This is a genomic window from Maribacter sp. MMG018, from assembly GCF_018100785.1.
In the GTDB taxonomy this organism is placed as follows: Bacteria; Bacteroidota; Bacteroidia; order Flavobacteriales; family Flavobacteriaceae; genus Maribacter.
In genome coordinates this window covers 476,187-495,953 of record NZ_JAGJEC010000002.1, presented here as the reverse complement: position 1 = coordinate 495,953, position 19,767 = coordinate 476,187, and the positions used below count along the sequence as shown (strand labels likewise).

Here is a 19,767-nt window from a genome sequence, read left to right as displayed (position 1 = left end):
TTTTATATAAAAATGAACGAAACATTGTATTATATTATTATTGGGCTGATATGCCTTGTACTTGGGTATTTTCTAGGTTATTACATTCAAAGCTTAAAGACAAAATCGAACCAAAGTAAGCTAGAGGAAGAAAACAGGCAATTGGCCATGATCAAAACGCAATTGGAGAATCGTATTCTTACGGTCGAAAATGAGCGAGAAGAGTTACGTTCTGAAAAAGTGCAGTTAGGCAATCAAATTGTAAGGTACCAAGCCGATCTAGAGAATTTAGACGCTAAAAACAAAGAGCAAAAGCTAGAGGTCGAAAAACTCCAAGAAAAATTTACAAAAGAGTTTGAAAACCTGGCCAATAAAATTTTAGAGGAAAAAAGCCTAAAGTTTACCGAGAGAAACGAGAAAAACATAAAAAACATTTTAACGCCCCTCAACGAAAAAATACAATTGTTCGAGAAAAAGGTAGAAGAAAGTCAAAAAGAAAATATTAGTATACACTCTGCCCTTAAAGAGCAATTATTGAATTTACAAACACAGAACCTGAAAATAACCCAAGAAGCCGAAAACCTGACCAAGGCTTTAAAGGGCGATAGCAAAATGCAGGGTAACTGGGGCGAGTTGGTGCTAGAACGCGTGTTAGAAAAATCGGGGCTTGAGAAGGACAGGGAATATTCGGTACAACAGAGCTTCACAAGAGAAGACGGTAGCCGCGTGTTACCGGATGTCATCATCAACCTTCCCGATGGCAAGAAAATGATCGTAGATTCAAAGGTTTCCCTAACCGATTACGAACGTTATGTAAATTCGGAAGATGAACTGCGCGAAAAATTCTTAAAAGACCATATAAACAGCCTTAGAAAACATGTAGATCAATTGTCCTCTAAAAAATATGAGGACCTGTATGAAATGGAAAGTCCTGATTTTGTTTTAATGTTCGTTCCTATAGAACCTGCTTTTGCCATAGCCGTTAATAACGACAATACCCTTTACAACAAGGCTTTTGAAAAGAATATTGTAATCGTGACTCCTTCTACCCTGTTGGCTACCTTACGGACCATAGACAGTATGTGGAACAACGAAAAACAACAACGTAATGCTATTGAAATTGCTAGACAGGCCGGGGCATTGTATGACAAATTTGAAGGTTTCGTGACCGATCTTACCAAAGTGGGCAAAAAAATGGACGAGGCCAAAAATGAATATAAAGGTGCCATGAACAAATTGGTAGAAGGGAGAGGAAATATTGTCACGAGCATAGAAAAACTAAAAAAGATGGGGGCGAAGGCCAAAAAATCCATCCCAGAACCAATTTTAAAAAGAGCACAGGACCACGATGAAAATTTTGAGATAGAGGCTCCCAAACCTAAACAGTAACATGAAAAAAATATTATTCCTTTTTATAGGTGGTTGCTTGCTTTTACTTGCATTGTTCTACGCTTTTATATACTACGTACCCTACAGTGAGGGTGTTAGGTCTGGAGAGTTAATAAAAGTAAGTAAGAAAGGGGTTTTGGTAAAAACATGGGAAGGTGAGATAAGCCAAGGCATATCGGGGGCCCAGATATTCTCTTTTTCAGTGCTTGACAAAGACAAAGAAGTGATACAGAAGTTAAAGGACTATCAAGGGCAATATGTTAAGATCGATTATACCGAACGCTATGCCACTTTCTTTTGGCTGGGCGATTCTAAATATTTTGTAACCAACGTACAACAAGAAAAATCACCACATATCAGGAATTAATGGAAAAATTTAAAAGTGCCAAAGACTCCCAAGTTTCCATCACCGAATTAATGCTTCCCTCCCATTCCAATTTTGGAGGAAAAGTACACGGTGGACATATCTTAAATTTAATGGACCAAATAGCGTTTGCCTGTGCCTCTAAACACTCGCAATGTTATTGTGTAACCGCATCTGTAAACAGGGTAGATTTTCTTCATCCTGTAGAAGTGGGAGAGTTATTGACCCTTAGGGCCTCTATTAATTATACAGGCAGAACCTCTATGGTGGTAGGGGTACGTGTAGAATCTGAAAATATTACCACCGGAGAAAAAAAGCATTGTAATTCTTCCTATTTCACCATGGTGGCCAAAGACAGTGAAGGAAAAAGTGTTCCCGTGCCGGGGTTAATGGTTACCGATAAGCAAGGGGTACGACGTTTTACCCGTAGTAAGTACCGTAAACTGGAAGCCCGCGAAAGGGATACCAAGTTTGAATCGGATAGCTTTGATGCCGATCAGTATCTTAAAGAACTGGAAAACGAAAACTGTAAAGTTGAATTAAACCTTTAAGAAATTTCAGAAGCCGCCGACCGGTCTAAAAACCATACCAATGATTTACTGACAGGGTCCACCAAGGAAGCGGGATATTTATTATAACCTTTTTCCCGTTGTGTGATAATCCGAACTTTTTCTGACTTCGCCTCACCGGTCACCAAAAATGCTACGGTATCGGCATTGTTGATCACACCACCCGTAATGGTAACACGTTTCTGGCCACTTTCTGGGTGTACGGCAACTTCGCAGAGTTTATCAGAATTCCATAAATCTATTTCATGTGGAAAAACAGAGGCCGTATGGCCATCGTCTCCCATTCCCAATATTACCAAATCAAATTTTGGCAGACCATTGCTCTTGGGTAAATTTTTCTCTAAAACCTGTGCATACCTATCCGCTTCTTCTTCTGGATCGTTTTCGCCTTTTACCCTATGGATGTTTTCGGTAGGAATATCAATTTTTGATAATAAATGCGCCACGGTCATCTTATAATTGCTTTGATCGTCGGTAGGATCCACGCAACGTTCGTCCCCCCAATAAAAGTGAACATTTTTCCAATCTATCTTATTGGCATACAATGATGCCAACTCATCAAAAACAATTTTGGGTGTACTACCGCCAGACAACGCTATATGCGCTACTTTTCTCTTTGAAACAAAATCCGAGAAATATTTAGAAAATTCAACGGCAACTTCGTTTTTATCGGTATATATCTTTAACTCCATATTTTCAATCAATTCAATATCTATCAACTATTAACATAGAACACAGAAGCCTTCGTCATCGGTAAGGTTTTCTCCAGGGTTACGCCAAGCACCGATACCTTCGATAAGGTCATCTGCATTTTCTGGCCCCCACACACCAGAGGGGTAACCGTACATGCGTACGTTCTCACCATTTTTCCAATAATTTAATATCGGATCTACAAATGCCCAAGCAGCTTCCACTTCATCGGCCCTGGCATATAAAGTGGCATCACCTTGCATGGCATCCAACAACAATCTTTCATAGGCATCCATAACACGTGTCTCCACCAAACTAGAATAATAAAAATCTAAATTCGCACGTTCCACGTTAAACCCTTGCCCCGGAACTTTTACACCAAACTTGATCAGTATTCCCTCATCCGGTTGAATTCTAATAATCAGCTTATTGTCCTTATTATGAATACCCGATTCTTTAAATATTTGGTGGTGAGGAGTTTTAAAATGAATGACCACCTCGGTAACCTTGGTTGGCATTCTTTTGGCCGTACGTACATAAAAAGGCACATCTTTCCACCTCCAATTATCCACATAAAATTTAATGGCCGCATAAGTCTCGGTTGTAGACATAGGATCTACCCCTTCTTCCTCTCTATACCCCTTTACTTTTTCGCCATTAATTCTAGACGACATATATTGTGCCCTAATGGTTTGATCATGTAATGTTTTTTCATCTTTCATGATACGTAAAGACCTTAAGGCCTTTACCTTTTCGTTACGGATCTCTTCTGCACCATCACTAATAGGTGGCTCCATAACTATAAGAGAAACGATCTGAAGTAAATGATTTTGGAACATATCTCTTAAAGCCCCTGATTTATCGTAATATCCTCCTCTTTTTTCTACCCCAACGCTTTCGGCATTCGTAATCTCTATATGATGAATATAATTTCTGTTCCACAAGGGCTCAAAAATGCTGTTTGCAAAACGGGTCACCAACAAATTTTGAACCGTTTCCTTACCTAAATAATGGTCTATTCGATAAATCTGAGATTCGGTAAAATATTTTTGAATTCCTACATTCAACTTCTTTGCCGTATCCAAACTATACCCAAAGGGTTTTTCTACGATCAATCGTTTCCAACCATTGTTTTGGGTGCTCAACCCCGCATCTGCCAGGTTTTTAGCGATAGTTTCGTACAAAGTAGGTGGAGTAGACAGATAGTACATAATATTACCATCGGTACCCTTTTCTTTGTTCAAATCGCCCACTCGCTTTCGTAAAGGGGCATAATCGGTATCATAATCTTCGCCTAGATCCTCATAAAAGAACTTATTGGCAAAATCCACTATCTCCTCTTTCTTTTTATCTTTTAGTTTTTCCTTTAGATAAACACTATCCAATACTACTTTCTTTCGAAAATCATCATCTGTTAGGTTACTTCTACTTGCCCCCAGCACCACAAAATTATCGGGTAACTGACCAGCTTCATATAAATTATATAAAGCGGGAACCAATTTTCTGGCCGTTAAATCGCCAGAGGCCCCAAATATGACCAGCATTTGATTTTCTGTCCTGTTCATTATTATCTTAATTCTTAGATGAGGGGCAAAAGTATCGAAAAGAAAAACTAAAACACAAGGAGTTTACTATTAGTTAAGAAGGATTGTGAATATTTTCATTTATTTTTGAAACTCAATTTTTAATAAAAGGAAAATAGCATTTTATATGGAGCAGAAATATGACTTTGGATTGGTAGGACTAGGTGTCATGGGACGTAATTTTATTTTGAACGTTGCGGATAACGGTTTTACGGCCTTTGGAAACGATTTGGACGAGGAAAAAGTAAATGCTCTTATAAAAGAGGGTGGAAATCCTGAAAAAGTAAATGCCTCTACGGATACCAAAACATTCTTGGACGCTCTCTCGAGCCCTAGAAAAATTATGTTGTTGGTACCAGCTGGTAAAATTGTCGATATTGTCATTGAAGGGCTTTTACCAAATTTGGATGAAGGAGACCTGATTATTGATGGAGGAAATTCATTTTATACCGACACTGACAGAAGAGAAGCTTATTTATCGGAGAAAGGAATCAACTTTTTTGGAGCCGGTGTATCGGGAGGCGCAGAAGGAGCCAGAAGAGGCCCTAGCATTATGCCCGGGGGCAACAAAGAAGCTTACCAACACGTAAAACCAATATTCGAAGCTGTTTCCGCTAAATACCAAGGGGAGCCATGTGTTGCTTATTTAGGCCCAAAATCTGCAGGAAATTATGTAAAAATGGTGCATAATGGAATCGAGTATGGCCTAATGCAGCTTACATCGGAAATATATGATGTTCTTAAAAAAGGAGGTGATTTTACCAATGATGAGCTACACCAAACTTTTAAAAAATGGAACAACGACCGTCTACAGTCATTTTTGGTAGAAATTACCTCTGAAATATTTGAAAAAGAAGATGACCTCACAAATGGAAGACTTGTAGATATGATTTTGGACAAGGCCAAACAAAAGGGCACAGGTAAATGGACAAGCCAAAATGCCATGGATCTTGGTATTCCGGTGCCTTCTATAGATGTTGCCGTAAGTATGAGGGAAATTTCCGCTTTAAAAGAGGAAAGAATTCAAGCGGATAAACTATATGATCGCCCCAAAGTGGCACATATGGATAAAGATAAACTGGAAAAAATAACCGAAGAGGCACTATATTTTTCTTTTATCATTACCTACGCCCAAGGTCTTCACCAATTGGCGGATGCGTCTAAAGAATATGGTTATGAATTGAACATAGCCGAAATAGCCAAAATATGGCGTGCAGGATGTATTATTAGAGCAGGTTTGTTAGCAGATATTACAGAAGCTTTTAAAACCGATGACAAATTACCCAATTTACTATTATCACCCACTTTTGTCGAAAAAGTTCAGAGTACAGTGGGCTCGGCAAGGGAGTTAGTGGCTTTCGGGGCCAAAAACGGTATTCCGTTACCAGGTCTTTCAAATTCACTTACCTATTTCGATGCTTATACCTCTAGTAGATTACCTTTAAACCTGATACAAGCACAGCGAGATTATTTTGGATCGCACACCTATGAGCGATTGGATAGGGAAGGTATTTTTCATACCGAATGGGAATAAAAAAACAAAGGGTCGCTCATCGGGGCGACCCTTTATTTTTACATCACGACTAAATTATACCAGCTATCGATCTATAATCGTAGATAGGACGTATTCTATTTTCATTTTCCTATATTAGTCCCCGAAAGAGCATACCAAACCACATTTAACCAGCCTAATAACCTTATGAAAAAAATCAGGCAATCGACTTTAGTTGGTTTTTTGTTATACACCGCTTTTGCAATTGCCCAAAATGATTCTATTTGGCAAAGAGATAGTTTAGAGTCTTATTTAAACAAGTCGAACGACGCTTATGATCTTTATAAATATAAAGAAGCTATAGAGTACGCTTCTATTTTGGTCGAAAAGGGAAAAGAATACGATCAAACAGATTATGAGTTTCTTGGTTACGATATTTTAGGGGCCATCTATGTAGAAACCGATGATAGTTTACAAGGAAAGAGATATTCGGAAAAAGCGCTTGAACTAGCCAGAAAATCAGGAAAAGACAGTTTAGTGGCCTGGGGGGCCTTAAATTTGGGTGTTTTATATTCGGAAAACAAAAACACCCTGGACAAGGCAGTGCGCTATTTTCAAGAGAGTATTGCCATTAATAAAAAACTTAAGGATTATGACGAGGTATGCCTTACGTACATCAATCTAATCTGGACCTATCTTGACTATAACGAAACCGACGAGGCATACAAATTTCTACAAAAAGCTTCTGCCCTGCCCCAAAATAAAATAGACTCACTTAACAAGGTATATCTTGACCTTTTATATGGAAGGTACCATCTAGCAAAAAAGAATTACCAAGAGGCCGCATTAAAGCTGGAGGATATTGCACTTTTCGCCGATAAGGAGAATAATATAGATATAGCCTTAGAGACTTATAACAACTTAGCCCAATTATATAAAGAAACCTCTAATTTAAAAGAAGCTTTTAAGAATTTAGAAAAGTACTACGATTATAAGCAGAAAGCCTATACACTGACAAAGCTAAAGGAAACCGAAAAGGCCAGAGCCAAATTTGAACTTAAACAAGCCCAAAAAGATTTAGAAATTGCTCGAAAGGAACAAAAATATGCACAAGAGCTTGTATCTAAAACAAAATCCCTCAACACCCTATTATATAGTGCCATAGGTATACTGTTATTACTCCTTTTTGCGGTTTACCTTTTTATTAGAACAAGAAAAAAGTATATAGAAAGCTTGAAGAAAAAAAATATCGAATTGGATGCCGCCCGTGAAAAGGCCGAAAAACTGTCGAAAATAAAAACCAAATTTCTATCAACTGTCAGCCATGAACTTCGTACTCCACTGTATGGGGTAATAGGTATCTCAACACTTTTAAAAGAAGATGAAAACCTAGCCGCATACTCAGATGATCTAAACTCCCTTAAATTTTCTGCGGATTACTTACTTTCATTAATCAATGATGTGCTATTATTGAGCAAAATGGATGCCAATGCCATCACCTTGTCAAAAACCCCCTATAAGTTAGATGCTTTACTGAACAACATTGTTTATTCGTTTGAGTCTACTTTAAAACAAAACAACAACGAACTACATCTAACTATAGATAAAAAATTACCCAACAGCCTTATAGGGGACCCTGTACGCCTATCGCAAGTCCTTATCAACTTAGTTGGCAACGCCATTAAGTTTACAAAAAATGGAAACGTTTGGTTAGATCTCAGATTGTCCAAAATAATAGATAAGAAGGTCTATGAGACTACATTTATAATAAAAGACGACGGTCCGGGCATTCCTCTAGACGAACAAAAAACGATATTCAATGAATTCGTACAATTAGATAACGACAACCATAGCTATCAAGGTACTGGGCTCGGACTTACCATTGTAAAGAAAGTATTGAAACTCTACAATAGTAAAATTCATTTAAAAAGCGCACCCGATTACGGTTCTGAGTTTAGTTTCACCCTTAATCTTATAGCTTTAAAGGAGGACCCTACTACCGAAAATGTCTTGAACGGGACCTTAAGTTCCTATAATCCCTTAGCACCCGGCGAGGCCAAAAAAGTTCTTATTGTCGATGACAATAAAATAAATCAAAAAGTAACCCAAAAAACTTTAAAAAAATATAATATCCTATCAAGTCTTGCCAATGATGGTGCGCAAGCCATAGAGATGTGCAAAACAAATCATTTCGATTTAATTTTGATGGATATCAACATGCCAAAAATGAATGGTATGGAAGCTGCAAAAAAAATAAGGGAATTTAATAAAGAAGTACCGATAATAGCTCTTACGGCCGTTGAACTTGACGAAAACAAAACCGAAATATTAAGTTCTGGGGTCAATGATATTGTGCATAAACCCTATAACCTTACCAAATTTTTGAATACCATCGTTGCCTATCTTTTCGAGGAAGAAAGTAAAATTCCCAATTAAATTACTTACCGCAACAAACATGTTTCAGCTTATAATCAGAAATAGATGCCCAAGATAGAATATAGAGTTTATGTTGTAGAACTTTCAAAAAAGGTCTTCACGGAAAACAGAAAATTCAGGGAAGCAAATCCACAGTTTAACGGGGTTCTCGAATGCCTGTATGTAGGCATGACCAGTAAATCGCCTAAAGAACGCTTTGATCAGCATAAAAAAGGCACCTTGAGCAAAAAGGGATACGATCTATCTTCTTCTATCGTAAAAAAATATGGATTATATCTGCGCGGAAGCCTTTACAACCATATTCCCCCTTTCTCTACGAGAGCAGAGGCTCTAAAAATGGAAAAAATTCTTGCTCTAGAACTTAGACGAAAGCGTTATGCCGTATGGTTTAACTAATAAACAAAAAAAGCACCTCTAAGGGTGCTTTTTGTTTGGTTACAAATTTCTACTTACTCAAATACATTTTTCTTCGCGCATAAAGATTGTAGAAATCATCATCTTTTAAGCTATCTATAAACAAGATGCTTTCTCCCGTACTTTTCATTTCCGGACCTAGGTTCTTGTTTACATTAGGAAATTTATTAAAAGAGAATACCGGTTGTTTGATGGCAAAGCCTTCTAACTGTGGATTAAAATCAAAATCCTTTATTTTTTTCTCTCCCAACATCACTTTTGTTGCATAGTTCACATAAGGCTCTTTATACGCTTTTGCTATAAATGGCACCGTACGAGAAGCTCTTGGGTTGGCTTCAATTATATAAACCGTATCATCCTTTACGGCAAACTGTATATTAATAAGACCTACCGTATTCAATGCCAAGGCAATTTTTCTGGTATGGTCTTTTATCTGTTGCATCACAAACTCACCTAAATTAAAAGGTGGCAAGGTTGCATTAGAGTCCCCGGAATGAATTCCGCAAGGCTCTATATGCTCCATGATACCAATAATATACACATCTTCACCATCACAAATAGCATCTGCCTCCGCTTCAATGGCCCCATCAAGGTAATGGTCCAACAACAATTTATTATTTGGAATCTTACGCAATAGATCCACTACGTGCTCTTCCAATTCCTCTTTATTGATAACGATTTTCATTCCCTGTCCACCAAGCACATAAGATGGTCTTACCAGTAACGGAAAATCCAACTCATCGGCAAGTGTCAAGGCTTCATCGGCCGTTTCCGCAACACCGAACTTCGGAAATGGAATGTTGTTTTCTTGTAAAAGTTCAGAGAAACTTCCCCTATCCTCGGCAAGGTCAAGGGCCTCAAAACTTGTACCTAGAATCTTAATTCCGTACTTAGAAAGCTTTTCGGCCAATTTCAAGGCTGTTTGCCCTCCTAATTGAACAATAACACCTTCTGGTTTCTCATGCCTTATAATATCATAGATATGTTCCCAGAAAACAGGCTCAAAATACAATTTGTCGGCAGTATCAAAATCGGTAGAAACCGTTTCGGGGTTACAGTTGATCATAATGGTCTCGTAACCACATTCGGCCGCGGCCAAAACTCCGTGAACACAGCAATAATCGAACTCAATACCCTGCCCTATTCGGTTTGGTCCCGATCCAAGAACCACAATTTTTTTACGATCGGTAACTATACTATCATTTTCTACATACCTAGTGCCATCGGGTTTTTCGATTTCGGCCTCAAAGGTAGAATAGTAATAGGGAGTCATGGCCTTAAATTCAGCGGCACATGTATCTACCAGTTTATATACCCTATTTATACTAAGTTCTGTACGTTTATTATAAACCTCACTCTCATAACAATCCAGCATATGCGCTATCTGCCTATCTGCAAAACCTTTTTGCTTTGCTTCTAGCAACAAATCTTTTGATAGGGATGCGATGGTATATTTCGAAATTTCCTTTTCCAATTGATAGAGTTCTTCATATTGTTTTAAGAACCACATATCAATTTTTGTTATCTCATGAATTCTACTTAATGGAATTCCCATTTGTATGGCATCATAAATTACGAACACCCTGTCCCAACTTGGTACGGTAAGCTTACTTATGATCTGGTCATAGTTTTTATACCCCTTACCATCGGCCCCAAGACCATTTCTTTTAATCTCCAACGATTGTGTAGCCTTGTGCAGTGCTTCTTGAAAAGAGCGCCCTATTCCCATTACCTCACCTACAGATTTCATCTGAAGTCCCAAGGTACGGTCAGAACCTTCGAATTTATCAAAGTTCCATCTAGGAATTTTTACGATTACATAATCCAAAGTAGGCTCGAACAGCGCTGAAGTTGATTTTGTAATTTGATTATCAAGTTCGTCCAACGAGTAACCAATAGCCAATTTAGTGGCTATTTTCGCAATGGGGTATCCAGTGGCTTTAGATGCCAAAGCAGATGATCTTGAAACACGCGGATTTATCTCAATGGCAATTATTTCTTCTTTTTCATCTGGGCTCACGGCAAACTGTACATTACAGCCTCCTTCAAAATCGCCTATACTGCGCATCATTTTAATGGCCATATCCCTCATTTTCTGAAAAGTACGGTCAGACAAGGTCATTGCAGGTGCTACGGTAATGGAATCACCTGTATGTATTCCCATAGGGTCCATATTTTCGATGGTACAGATAATAACAACATTGTCGTTTTTATCACGTAGCAACTCCAATTCATACTCTTTCCACCCCATTAGGGCCTTATCTATCATTACTTCATGAATAGGGGAAATCTCCAAGCCATGACTTAATAATTCATCAAAATCCTCTGGTTTATAAACTATAGAAGCTCCTGCTCCACCTAGTGTATAGGAAGCTCGGATCACCAACGGAAAACCAAATTCTTGCGCTATTTCCTTTCCTTGTAAAAATGAGGTAGCGGTCGCTTGGGGAGCCATCCCCACACCTATCTTCAACATTAACTCACGAAACTGTTCCCTATCTTCGGTAATATTTATAGCATCTATATCTACACCAATAAGCTCAACACCAAAATCTTCCCAAATTCCTTTTTTATCGGCTTCTATACATAAATTAAGGGCTGTCTGCCCTCCCATGGTAGGTAATACGGCATCAATTTGAGGATGTGCCTTTAAAATCTCAACAATCGATTTCGTTGTCAGTGGTTTTAAGTAAACATGGTCCGCCATTGAAGGGTCTGTCATAATAGTGGCCGGATTACTATTTATCAGAATAGTTTCGATACCATCTTCTCGCAATGAGCGCAAAGATTGACTTCCCGCATAATCAAATTCACATGCCTGGCCTATAATGATAGGGCCAGAACCAATCAATAAAATAGAGTTTAAATCTTTTCTTTTTGGCATTCCAATTGTGTTTCTCGTTTTCTATAAATTCAAAATTAGGTCAAAAAAAAGGTGCTAAACTTAAATAAGCAGCACCTTTTTTTAAAAGTTATCTACAGTCATTACTTTTTATGACGTGGCTCTGAGGATACGGTTAACTTCTTTCTTCCTTTTGCTCTTCTTCTAGCAAGAACTTTTCTTCCATTTACGGAAGCCATACGCTCACGAAAACCGTGTTTGTTTTTTCTCTTTCTCTTAGATGGTTGAAATGTTCTTTTACTCATCGCCTATATTTTTTAATCTATATGTCTATTTTTGAACTACCTTACGTGGACAGGTAAAACTGGGCGCAAATATACAAAGAGTTTTTTCTTTGGCAAGTAGATATGAAAAAAATATTTTAATAAATCCATTCGCTCCAAAACCTAGCTTTTCCCTAATTTTGCCGAACCCGTTTTCTAGGTGCACTTTTATTGTTAAAGGTGCAATATTATAAGCAAGTGCTTAATGAAAATAGGTTTAACATAATAAATATAAAAATGTTCAACAAAAACATAAAACTGGTCATAGCCGCATTGATCATTGGTTATGCGGTATATCAATTTATCGAAGGTAACATAGGTAACGGTATATTTTTAATTTTAATATCGCTAATATTCATATTTCTATATTATAGAAACGAAATTATATTACTGGCATTCTTAAGAATGCGAAAACAAGATTTGGAAGGAACAAAAAAATGGTTGTCAAAAATTAAAAATCCCGAAAGCGCCTTAATTCAAAAACAACAGGGATATTACAATTACCTACACGGAATTATTTTTTCACAAACCAACCTTACACAGGCAGAAAAATACTTTAAAAAGGCATTAAAGCTCGGTTTAACCATGGATTATGATGTTGCCATGGCAAAATTGAGTTTGGCCGGTATAGCCATGCAAAAAAGAAGAAAAAGAGAGGCCACTACCCTACTCAACGAAGCTAAAAAATTGGATAAGAACAATATGTTGACCGATCAGATCCGCATGATGCAGCAACAAATGAAAAAGATTTAATTTAGCTGAGTCTAGTTTTATAGGTTATAAAAGAAGCCCAAACTGTAAAAACAGTTTGGGCTTCTTTTTGTCATTCCGATAAGACCTAATCAATATAAAGAGTTATTACTTTGATTCTTTGTAATACCCTTTGTTCGGAATTTCTATTACATACTTTTTTCTAGAGCTATTATTTAAATGAGGCTGGCGTAACCATGGGTTATGACGCTTAAGTACTTTATAGGTGATTTCATATTCTTTTGCAAAATCGGCAAAACTGGCAATAGGCTCATCTACCTCCACTTTAAAAGTAGGAACCGCGGTATACAAATCTTCTTTTTCTACATGAAATCCATATTTTTCCGGATTCGACAGAATCTCTTTTATCGCCATGATCCTAAATACATATCTTCCTGTTTCATCACCCAGAAGCAAATCCCAATAATTATCAACTTTTTGTATTCCCATAAATTTGTTGATCGCTCCCGGACCTGCATTATAGGCCGCAGCGGTCAATGACCAACTGCCATAACGATCTTTCCATTTGTTCAAATATTTACAGGCAACTTCCGTGGATTTTTCTAGATGGTACCTTTCGTCTACATTGGAGTTAACCTCCAGACCGTACTCTCTACCCGTTTCTTTCATTATCTGCCAGAAACCTGTAGCACCGGCCGGGGATACTACATTCGTTAATCCACTTTCTGCAACGGCCAGATATTTAAAATCATCGGGAATTCCGTTTTTGGCCAAAATAGGTTCTATTACTGGAAAATATTTATGCGCACGTTTCATTAAAAGCAATGCATTGGACTGCCAATAGGTATTTACCAAAAACTCCCTATCCACACGTTCCATTATTTCCGGGTCTTCTTGAGGAACCAACTCTCCCGCAAAATTCAAATCTTCAGGAATATCTATGGCCGAAATACGATAGCCCGAAGCTACATTTTTTTGAATCGTATCAATTACAACAACTTTCTTCTCGGTAATTGCCAAATCACCTGACTTGGTGGCAAATACCAAAGTACCAACAACGAACAAAACCCCCAAGAACATTAGGACATTCTTTAAAATCTTCATACACTTAAAATTAGTTTAATACACCATAAAGGTATCAATAGAACTGTCTTAATCCAAAATAATTGTGGGCAGGTGCTCATTAAACCATTTAGCCCTATGTATTATCATGGTATGGGTGCCATTTGGCACCTTTATGCAATCTTTTATATTGGCAATGGGAAACACGGCATCTTTATCTCCTTGAATATGCACAACATTATCGGCGTATTCCGTCTGGTCCCAATTTACCAACCGGTCTATACACCAATCTATATATTTTTTGTCGCGTATAGATAAATACTTCTCATAAAGGTCCAATCTTTTGGTTACAGATTCTCCAAAGGCATATTTTGCCAATAGCTCCACATTGGTAATCAACCCAGTTGGTAATAGCTTATGTACTTTGGTATACCTCGCAAACAACATTCGTTTTGGGAGTTCTCTTTTTAGTTTTACGCTTGATACGACAATTACTTTTTTAACCGGTATCAATTTGGCCATTTCCTGAACTAGTACTCCCCCAAAAGACACCCCTAGAAGCACCGGGTTCGGATGTTCTATTTTTTTTGTCATTTGTTTGGCATAGTCGGTTAGGCTTTGGTCACTTTCTGGAATAAACCAATCGAGCAAGTGAATTTGAAACTGTTTTTTAGGGAGTTTTATGTATTCGAAAATTTTACGGCTAGCTGCCATTCCTGGCATAAAATAAACATGAATAATGGAATCTGACATAAAAAGCAATTACTGTAAAAAATAGGAAATTAGCTATTTTTTTATTAGTTTTGAACATTACTTGTTAATAAATTGTTTTTTCTGATATAGAAGCAATATTGAACAAATTACGATTGGAGAACATCGTAATTTTTTTGTCTAAACACAATACTAAAATCAACTATATGAACGATGTTATTATTAAAGACAACGCCTTCTTGCGTCAATTCGAAACTATTGTCGATGGCCAACTTGCCAAAATAGAGTATTCGTCCCAAGAAAGAAAGGTCTTTTTAACCAAACTTGTAGTTCCTGAAGGGATAACGACAGAAGGTTTCAAAGAAAATTTTATTAAAGCTGTTCTTCATCACATTCAAGAAAAAAGCCTTAGAGTAGTACCTACAAGCCCTCAAATAGCAGGTTTTTTAAGAAAGAATAGACAATACAAAGAAATGTTACCGGTAGGTATCAGAATCTAACAAAAAAAAGCCTCTCTATTGAGAGGCTTTTTTTATGCCATTATTTTTTCGTCCACAAAATCTATGGCTACCAAACCGTCATCAGCAATATCTTTTAACCTAACTTGGTGTATGGTATTTACCAAAGCCGGATTCCAAGGGGTTTTTACCTTTACATAATTTTGTGTAAATCCGTGTATATACCCTTCTTTGTTCTCACCTTCGAACAACACCTCCAACTCGGCCCCCAATTGGCTTTCATAAAAAGCCCTTCTTTTCTTTACAGATAAGGCCCGTAGCATCTTACTACGTTTGTTCCTAACATCTTTAGGCACCACACCTTCCATAGACGCAGCTTCTGTATTATCTCTTTCCGAATAAGTAAATACATGCAGGTACGAAATATCCAAATTGTTCAGAAAATGATAGGTCTCCAAAAAGCGTTCTTCGGTCTCACCCGGAAAACCAACAATAACATCTACACCGATACAACAATTCGGTATCACCTCTTTGATCCTTTGTATTCTATCGGTATATAATTGGGTAAGATATCTTCTCTTCATCAATTTCAAGAGAGCATCACTACCACTTTGCAACGGTATATGAAAATGCGGCACAAATGTTTTGCTCTGTGCCACAAAATCTATGGTTTCATTTTTCAGCAGATTAGGCTCTATAGATGATATCCTAAGACGATGAATACCATCTACATCATCTAGGGCCTTTACCAAATCTAGAAAAGTGTGTTCATGCTTTTTGTTACCGAACTCCCCTTTGCCATAGTCTCCAATATTGACCCCCGTCAATACTATTTCCTTTATATTCTGATCGGCTATCTCTTTCGCCTTTAAAAGTACATTCTCTAAAGAATCGCTTCTAGATATCCCCCTGGCCAACGGAATGGTACAATAAGTACATTTATAATCGCACCCATCTTGCACTTTCAAGAAAGCCCTGGTCCTGTCGCCAATAGCGTAGCTACTCACATAAAAGTCGGCTTCCTCTATTTCACAAGAATGTACCTCGCCAAAATCGTTCTTTGAGAGATCGTTGATATAGTCGGTAATCTTAAACTTTTCGGTGGCCCCCAATACTAGGTCCACACCATCGACCGCAACTAATTCTTCCGGTTTCAATTGGGCATAACATCCTACCGCGGCTATAAAAGCTTTTGGATTCCCTTTTTGGGCCTGCTTAACAATAGTCTTGAATTTTTTATCTGCATTCTCCGTCACAGAGCAGGTATTGATTACATACATGTCCGCTTTCTGAGAAAAATCTACACGTTGAAAGCCCTCGTCAACAAAACTTCTGGCAATGGTAGAAGTTTCCGAGAAGTTCAGCTTACAGCCCAAAGTATAAAATGCAACTTTCTTTTTCATAAAACTATATGCCCTTTAACATTACAAGTTAGTAATTACGCCACTTTTTGGTGATTTCAAAAACATGATCAAGTATATCTGCATCCATCTCATTAAATTCCACTCCCCTTCTTGCCATCATTACCTTAGCCGCCTCAAAAGCCTTTTGAGGCATATAGGTAGAAAAGCCCGAGGCTCCGCCCCAACTAAAACTTGGCACGAAATTTCGTGGAAAACCTGGCACATAGATATTTGAATTAACACCTATTACCGTTCCTGTGTTAAACATGGTATTAATAGCTGTTTTACTGTGATCCCCCATCATAAGGCCACAAAACTGCAACCCTGTCTGTTCAAATTTCTCGGTCGCATAGTTCCACAGGCGAACCTTGGCGTAATTGTTCTTTAAGTTTGAGTTATTTGAATCTGCTCCAATATTGCACCATTCACCCAAAACGGCATTCCCCAAATAACCTTCATGCCCTTTACTGGAATAACCGAAAATAACGGAATTACTCACCTCTCCACATACTTTTGAATACGGACCGATAGTCGTTGCGCCATATAGTTTGCCTCCCATTTTAACTATGGCATTATCACAAAGGGCCAATCCGCCCCTAACAAGGCTTCCTTCCCATATTTCTGCATTTTTTCCGATATAGATAGGGCCGTCGGTAGCATTTAAAATACTGTACTCCACTTTCGCCCCTTCTTCCAAGAATATTCTTTCGGGATGAATAATACTATTGGTCTTGGAGATAGGTTGACTCTTTCTTCCCTTCGTTAAAAAATCAAAATCGTCTTGAAGTGCTTTTCCATTTTTCGAGAAAATATCCCAAGTATATCTTATCTGAAAAAATTCGTCATTATAATCAATGGTTTCAAACCTTTCCCAATTGTTGTCGGTATTGGCTGTATCACTTTTATAAGCAATCACAGTATCGCCCCGCTTTAATACTTGTAATGTTTTCAGGTTCTCTATTGCCTTTAATAATTTGGCATCCGGTAAAATGGAGCCATCTATAAATACATTCTCGGCTGTTAAAACCAATGGAAACTTATGGCTTAGATACTCTTCTGTCAGGTATGATACCGTGTGGTCTAAATATGCTTCCCACTTTTCTTTTATGGTCATTATCCCAATTCGAATCTCCGCTACCGGGCGGGTAAATGTGAACGGAAGTAAATTTTCCCGAACAGGACCATCAAAAAGAATGTAATTCATCTATTCGATTTTTTTTCAAAATTAATCAATACTGTAGTACTTATTGTAAAAACCGGCCCAAACACCTAAAATCTGGTTCTTTTTCAAAAAAGAAACGCCTCCGAAAGTTCGGAGGCGCTATATATCGTCGTAATAAACAAAATGTTATTCCTCTTCCTTTTTAGCTGGCTTAGAGAATTTCTTGTATTTGTTCTTGAACTTATCGATACGTCCTGCGGTATCCAAGAATTTGGCTTTACCGGTGTAGAACGGATGTGAAGTTCTTGAAATCTCCAATTTAACCAATGGATATTCAACACCATCAACTTCTAATGTCTCTTTTGTCTCCGCCGTAGATTTGGTAATAAAAACCTCCTCGTTAGACATGTCTTTGAAGGCTACTAATCTATAATTTTCTGGGTGTATTCCTTTTTTCATTTTTAAAAACTTTACCGCACCCATTCCAACGGGCACTCATTTTAAGGCTGCAAATTTAGTCATTTTATATAAACCCACAATTTATTACCTCTAAAAAAACAAAATATATGTAATTTTATATGTAACAAATAACGCTATTGATATACTAATTCAGTATTTAACATCTAAAACCTATATAAAAATGGAAGAAAACCAACCCAAAACAGGAAAATACGCTTTAACCTATGGTCTTATTCTAGGGGCCATTTCAGTGATATTCGCTTTTATGCTTTATACGGCAGATATGCATTACCAAGGGGGTATTGCCGTTATGTTGATTAGCTTGGCCATTACACTTGCCGCGGTGATCATTGCCATGTTGCAGTTTAGAAAGGCGAACAACGGATTCATGACCTTTGCCCAAGGCCTTAAAATCGGTGTCGGGGTAAGTCTAATCGGTGGTATTATCGGAATAATATTCAATCAGTTAATGGCCAACGTAATCGACCCGGAAATGATGACCAAGGCCATGGAATTTCAAAGAAATCAATTAATGGAAACGACGGCTTTGACTCCCGAACAGATCGATGCTCAAATGGAAATGGGCAAAAAGTTCTCTACACCTACCATGCAAATTGTTTTTGGGCTCATATTTAGCCTATTTATAGGTTTTGTTTTTTCATTAATTCCCGCATTAGTTTTAAAAAGACAAGAAAATCTCAACTAATTTGTACTTTTGAAGGGAATTCCTGAAGCAAACAATGCAGCTATCTATTGTAATTCCTTTATTAAACGAAGAAGAATCGCTCTTAGAGCTACATGATTGGATTGTGTCCGTAATGCAGTCCAATCATTTTTCGTACGAAATTTTATTCGTGGACGACGGCAGTACCGACAATTCGTGGTCCGTCATTTCAGAACTGTCCGAACAAAACGCCAATGTTAAAGGCATACGTTTCCACAAAAACTTTGGAAAATCGCAAGCCCTACATGCAGGCTTTAAAGCTGCCGAAGGTGATGTCATCATTACGATGGATGCCGATTTGCAGGATAACCCCGAAGAGATACCAGAACTGTACAGTCTTATAACCACAGATGGTTACGACTTAATTTCTGGATGGAAAAAGAAGAGATTCGATTCTGTACTGTTCAAAAACCTTCCTTCAAAACTGTTCAACTGGGCGGCCAAAAAGACCTCTGGCGTAAAACTCCACGACTTTAATTGTGGCCTAAAGGCCTACAACAACTCTGTTGTTAAGAATATTGAGGTCTCAGGAGAAATGCACCGGTACATTCCCGTATTGGCCAAAAATGCCGGTTTCAGCAAAATAGGTGAAAAGGTAGTAAAGCACCAAGCTCGTAAATACGGTAAAACGAAATTTGGCATGGAACGTTTTATAAACGGTTTTTTAGACTTAATCACCATTTGGTTCGTATCAAGATTCGGAAAACGCCCCATGCATTTGTTCGGTGCTTTGGGGGTTTTAATGTTTACTATAGGTTTTGGCTTTGCCATTTATTTAGGAATAGACAAACTTTTCTTGAATCCTTTTGGCAGGTTAATAACCGATAGGCCCCAATTTTTTATTTCATTGGCAGCAATGATCATAGGTACTCAATTGTTCTTGGCAGGTTTTATAGGTGAAATTTTGATTCGTTCGCGAAGAAACGAACCACGTTACCGTATTGCCGAAGAAATAAACTTGAATTCGACACAAACCCAATATTCTTTGTAAATTTA

19 protein-coding genes are annotated in these 19,767 nt (G+C 37.8%); 10 read left to right on the top strand and 9 right to left on the bottom strand.

Annotation, left to right across the window (positions count from 1 at the left end; genetic code table 11):
- Positions 1–12 precede the first annotated feature (12 nt).
- Genes rmuC through J8L85_RS10315 form a run of 3 tightly spaced genes read left to right on the top strand, consistent with a single transcriptional unit; the run spans position 13 to position 2,283 of the window.
- A complete protein-coding gene (gene rmuC, locus J8L85_RS10325) occupies positions 13–1,368 on the top strand; it encodes a DNA recombination protein RmuC (protein WP_211016995.1) in 1,356 nt (451 codons plus the stop codon).
- Between the two features lies 1 nt (position 1,369).
- Complete coding sequence (locus tag J8L85_RS10320) at positions 1,370–1,735, top strand: 6-phosphogluconate dehydrogenase (RefSeq protein ID WP_211016994.1); 366 nt, start codon at positions 1,370–1,372, stop codon at positions 1,733–1,735.
- A complete protein-coding gene (locus J8L85_RS10315) occupies positions 1,735–2,283 on the top strand; it encodes an acyl-CoA thioesterase (RefSeq protein WP_211016992.1) in 549 nt (182 codons plus the stop codon). Before J8L85_RS10320 ends, J8L85_RS10315 begins: the two co-directional genes overlap by 1 nt.
- Here the strand turns inward: J8L85_RS10315 and pgl are convergent.
- Positions 2,280–2,993 (bottom strand): 6-phosphogluconolactonase, encoded by a 714-nt coding sequence (gene pgl / locus J8L85_RS10310; RefSeq protein WP_211016990.1) that lies wholly within the window; start codon positions 2,991–2,993, stop codon positions 2,280–2,282. The two genes, J8L85_RS10315 and pgl, sit on opposite strands and share 4 nt — an antisense overlap.
- A gap of 30 nt (positions 2,994–3,023) precedes the next feature.
- On the bottom strand, positions 3,024–4,556 hold the full coding sequence (gene zwf, locus J8L85_RS10305) for a glucose-6-phosphate dehydrogenase (protein ID WP_211016988.1): 1,533 nt from the start codon (positions 4,554–4,556) through the stop codon (positions 3,024–3,026).
- Positions 4,557–4,701: 145 nt separating this feature from the next.
- On the opposite strand from zwf, the gene gndA reads away from it, so the two are divergent.
- The 3 genes from gndA (at position 4,702) to J8L85_RS10290 (ending at position 8,898) form a co-directional block, all read left to right on the top strand.
- Positions 4,702–6,108, top strand: coding sequence for an NADP-dependent phosphogluconate dehydrogenase (gndA, locus tag J8L85_RS10300; protein WP_211016986.1), 1,407 nt, complete (start codon positions 4,702–4,704; stop codon positions 6,106–6,108).
- A 165-nt stretch (positions 6,109–6,273) separates the two neighbouring features.
- Positions 6,274–8,502 (top strand): response regulator, encoded by a 2,229-nt coding sequence (locus J8L85_RS10295; protein WP_211016984.1) that lies wholly within the window; start codon positions 6,274–6,276, stop codon positions 8,500–8,502.
- A gap of 45 nt (positions 8,503–8,547) precedes the next feature.
- On the top strand, positions 8,548–8,898 hold the full coding sequence (locus tag J8L85_RS10290; RefSeq protein WP_211016981.1) for a ribose-5-phosphate isomerase: 351 nt from the start codon (positions 8,548–8,550) through the stop codon (positions 8,896–8,898).
- A gap of 49 nt (positions 8,899–8,947) precedes the next feature.
- Here the strand turns inward: J8L85_RS10290 and carB are convergent, their stop codons facing one another.
- Both carB and rpmH read right to left on the bottom strand, forming a co-directional pair.
- Positions 8,948–11,800 carry a carbamoyl-phosphate synthase large subunit gene (carB, locus tag J8L85_RS10285; protein ID WP_211016979.1) on the bottom strand — a complete coding sequence of 951 codons (2,853 nt, stop codon included), beginning with the start codon at positions 11,798–11,800 and terminating at the stop codon, positions 8,948–8,950.
- 101 nt (positions 11,801–11,901) lie between these two features.
- Positions 11,902–12,063 (bottom strand): 50S ribosomal protein L34, encoded by a 162-nt coding sequence (gene rpmH, locus J8L85_RS10280; RefSeq protein ID WP_084696363.1) that lies wholly within the window; start codon positions 12,061–12,063, stop codon positions 11,902–11,904.
- Positions 12,064–12,318: 255 nt separating this feature from the next.
- Between rpmH and J8L85_RS10275 the strand changes: the two genes are divergently transcribed.
- On the top strand, positions 12,319–12,834 hold the full coding sequence (locus J8L85_RS10275; RefSeq protein WP_211016978.1) for a DUF2892 domain-containing protein: 516 nt from the start codon (positions 12,319–12,321) through the stop codon (positions 12,832–12,834).
- A gap of 105 nt (positions 12,835–12,939) precedes the next feature.
- Here J8L85_RS10275 and J8L85_RS10270 read toward each other — a convergent pair whose 3' ends face one another.
- Positions 12,940–13,896, bottom strand: a complete 957-nt coding sequence (locus J8L85_RS10270) for a lytic transglycosylase domain-containing protein (protein WP_211016977.1) — start codon at positions 13,894–13,896, stop codon at positions 12,940–12,942.
- Between the two features lie 48 nt (positions 13,897–13,944).
- Positions 13,945–14,607, bottom strand: coding sequence for an alpha/beta hydrolase (locus J8L85_RS10265; protein ID WP_211016976.1), 663 nt, complete (start codon positions 14,605–14,607; stop codon positions 13,945–13,947).
- Between the two features lie 164 nt (positions 14,608–14,771).
- Here J8L85_RS10265 and J8L85_RS10260 point away from each other — a divergent pair, with 164 nt between their 5' ends.
- Positions 14,772–15,065: a GNAT family N-acetyltransferase gene (locus J8L85_RS10260; RefSeq protein ID WP_047245077.1), complete on the top strand. Its 294-nt coding sequence runs from the start codon at positions 14,772–14,774 to the stop codon at positions 15,063–15,065.
- Positions 15,066–15,097: 32 nt separating this feature from the next.
- Here J8L85_RS10260 and mtaB read toward each other — a convergent pair whose 3' ends face one another.
- The 3 genes from mtaB to J8L85_RS10245 form a co-directional block, all read right to left on the bottom strand.
- A complete protein-coding gene (gene mtaB / locus J8L85_RS10255) occupies positions 15,098–16,426 on the bottom strand; it encodes a tRNA (N(6)-L-threonylcarbamoyladenosine(37)-C(2))-methylthiotransferase MtaB (RefSeq protein WP_211016975.1) in 1,329 nt (442 codons plus the stop codon).
- 28 nt (positions 16,427–16,454) lie between these two features.
- Positions 16,455–17,630 (bottom strand): GlmU family protein, encoded by a 1,176-nt coding sequence (locus J8L85_RS10250; protein ID WP_211016974.1) that lies wholly within the window; start codon positions 17,628–17,630, stop codon positions 16,455–16,457.
- A gap of 144 nt (positions 17,631–17,774) precedes the next feature.
- Positions 17,775–18,047 carry a type B 50S ribosomal protein L31 gene (locus tag J8L85_RS10245; RefSeq protein ID WP_047247757.1) on the bottom strand — a complete coding sequence of 91 codons (273 nt, stop codon included), beginning with the start codon at positions 18,045–18,047 and terminating at the stop codon, positions 17,775–17,777.
- 181 nt (positions 18,048–18,228) lie between these two features.
- On the opposite strand from J8L85_RS10245, the gene J8L85_RS10240 reads away from it, so the two are divergent.
- Positions 18,229–18,753 (top strand): DUF4199 domain-containing protein, encoded by a 525-nt coding sequence (locus J8L85_RS10240; protein ID WP_211016973.1) that lies wholly within the window; start codon positions 18,229–18,231, stop codon positions 18,751–18,753.
- Between the two features lie 34 nt (positions 18,754–18,787).
- A complete protein-coding gene (locus J8L85_RS10235) occupies positions 18,788–19,762 on the top strand; it encodes a glycosyltransferase family 2 protein (protein ID WP_211016972.1) in 975 nt (324 codons plus the stop codon).
- Positions 19,763–19,767 lie beyond the last annotated feature (5 nt).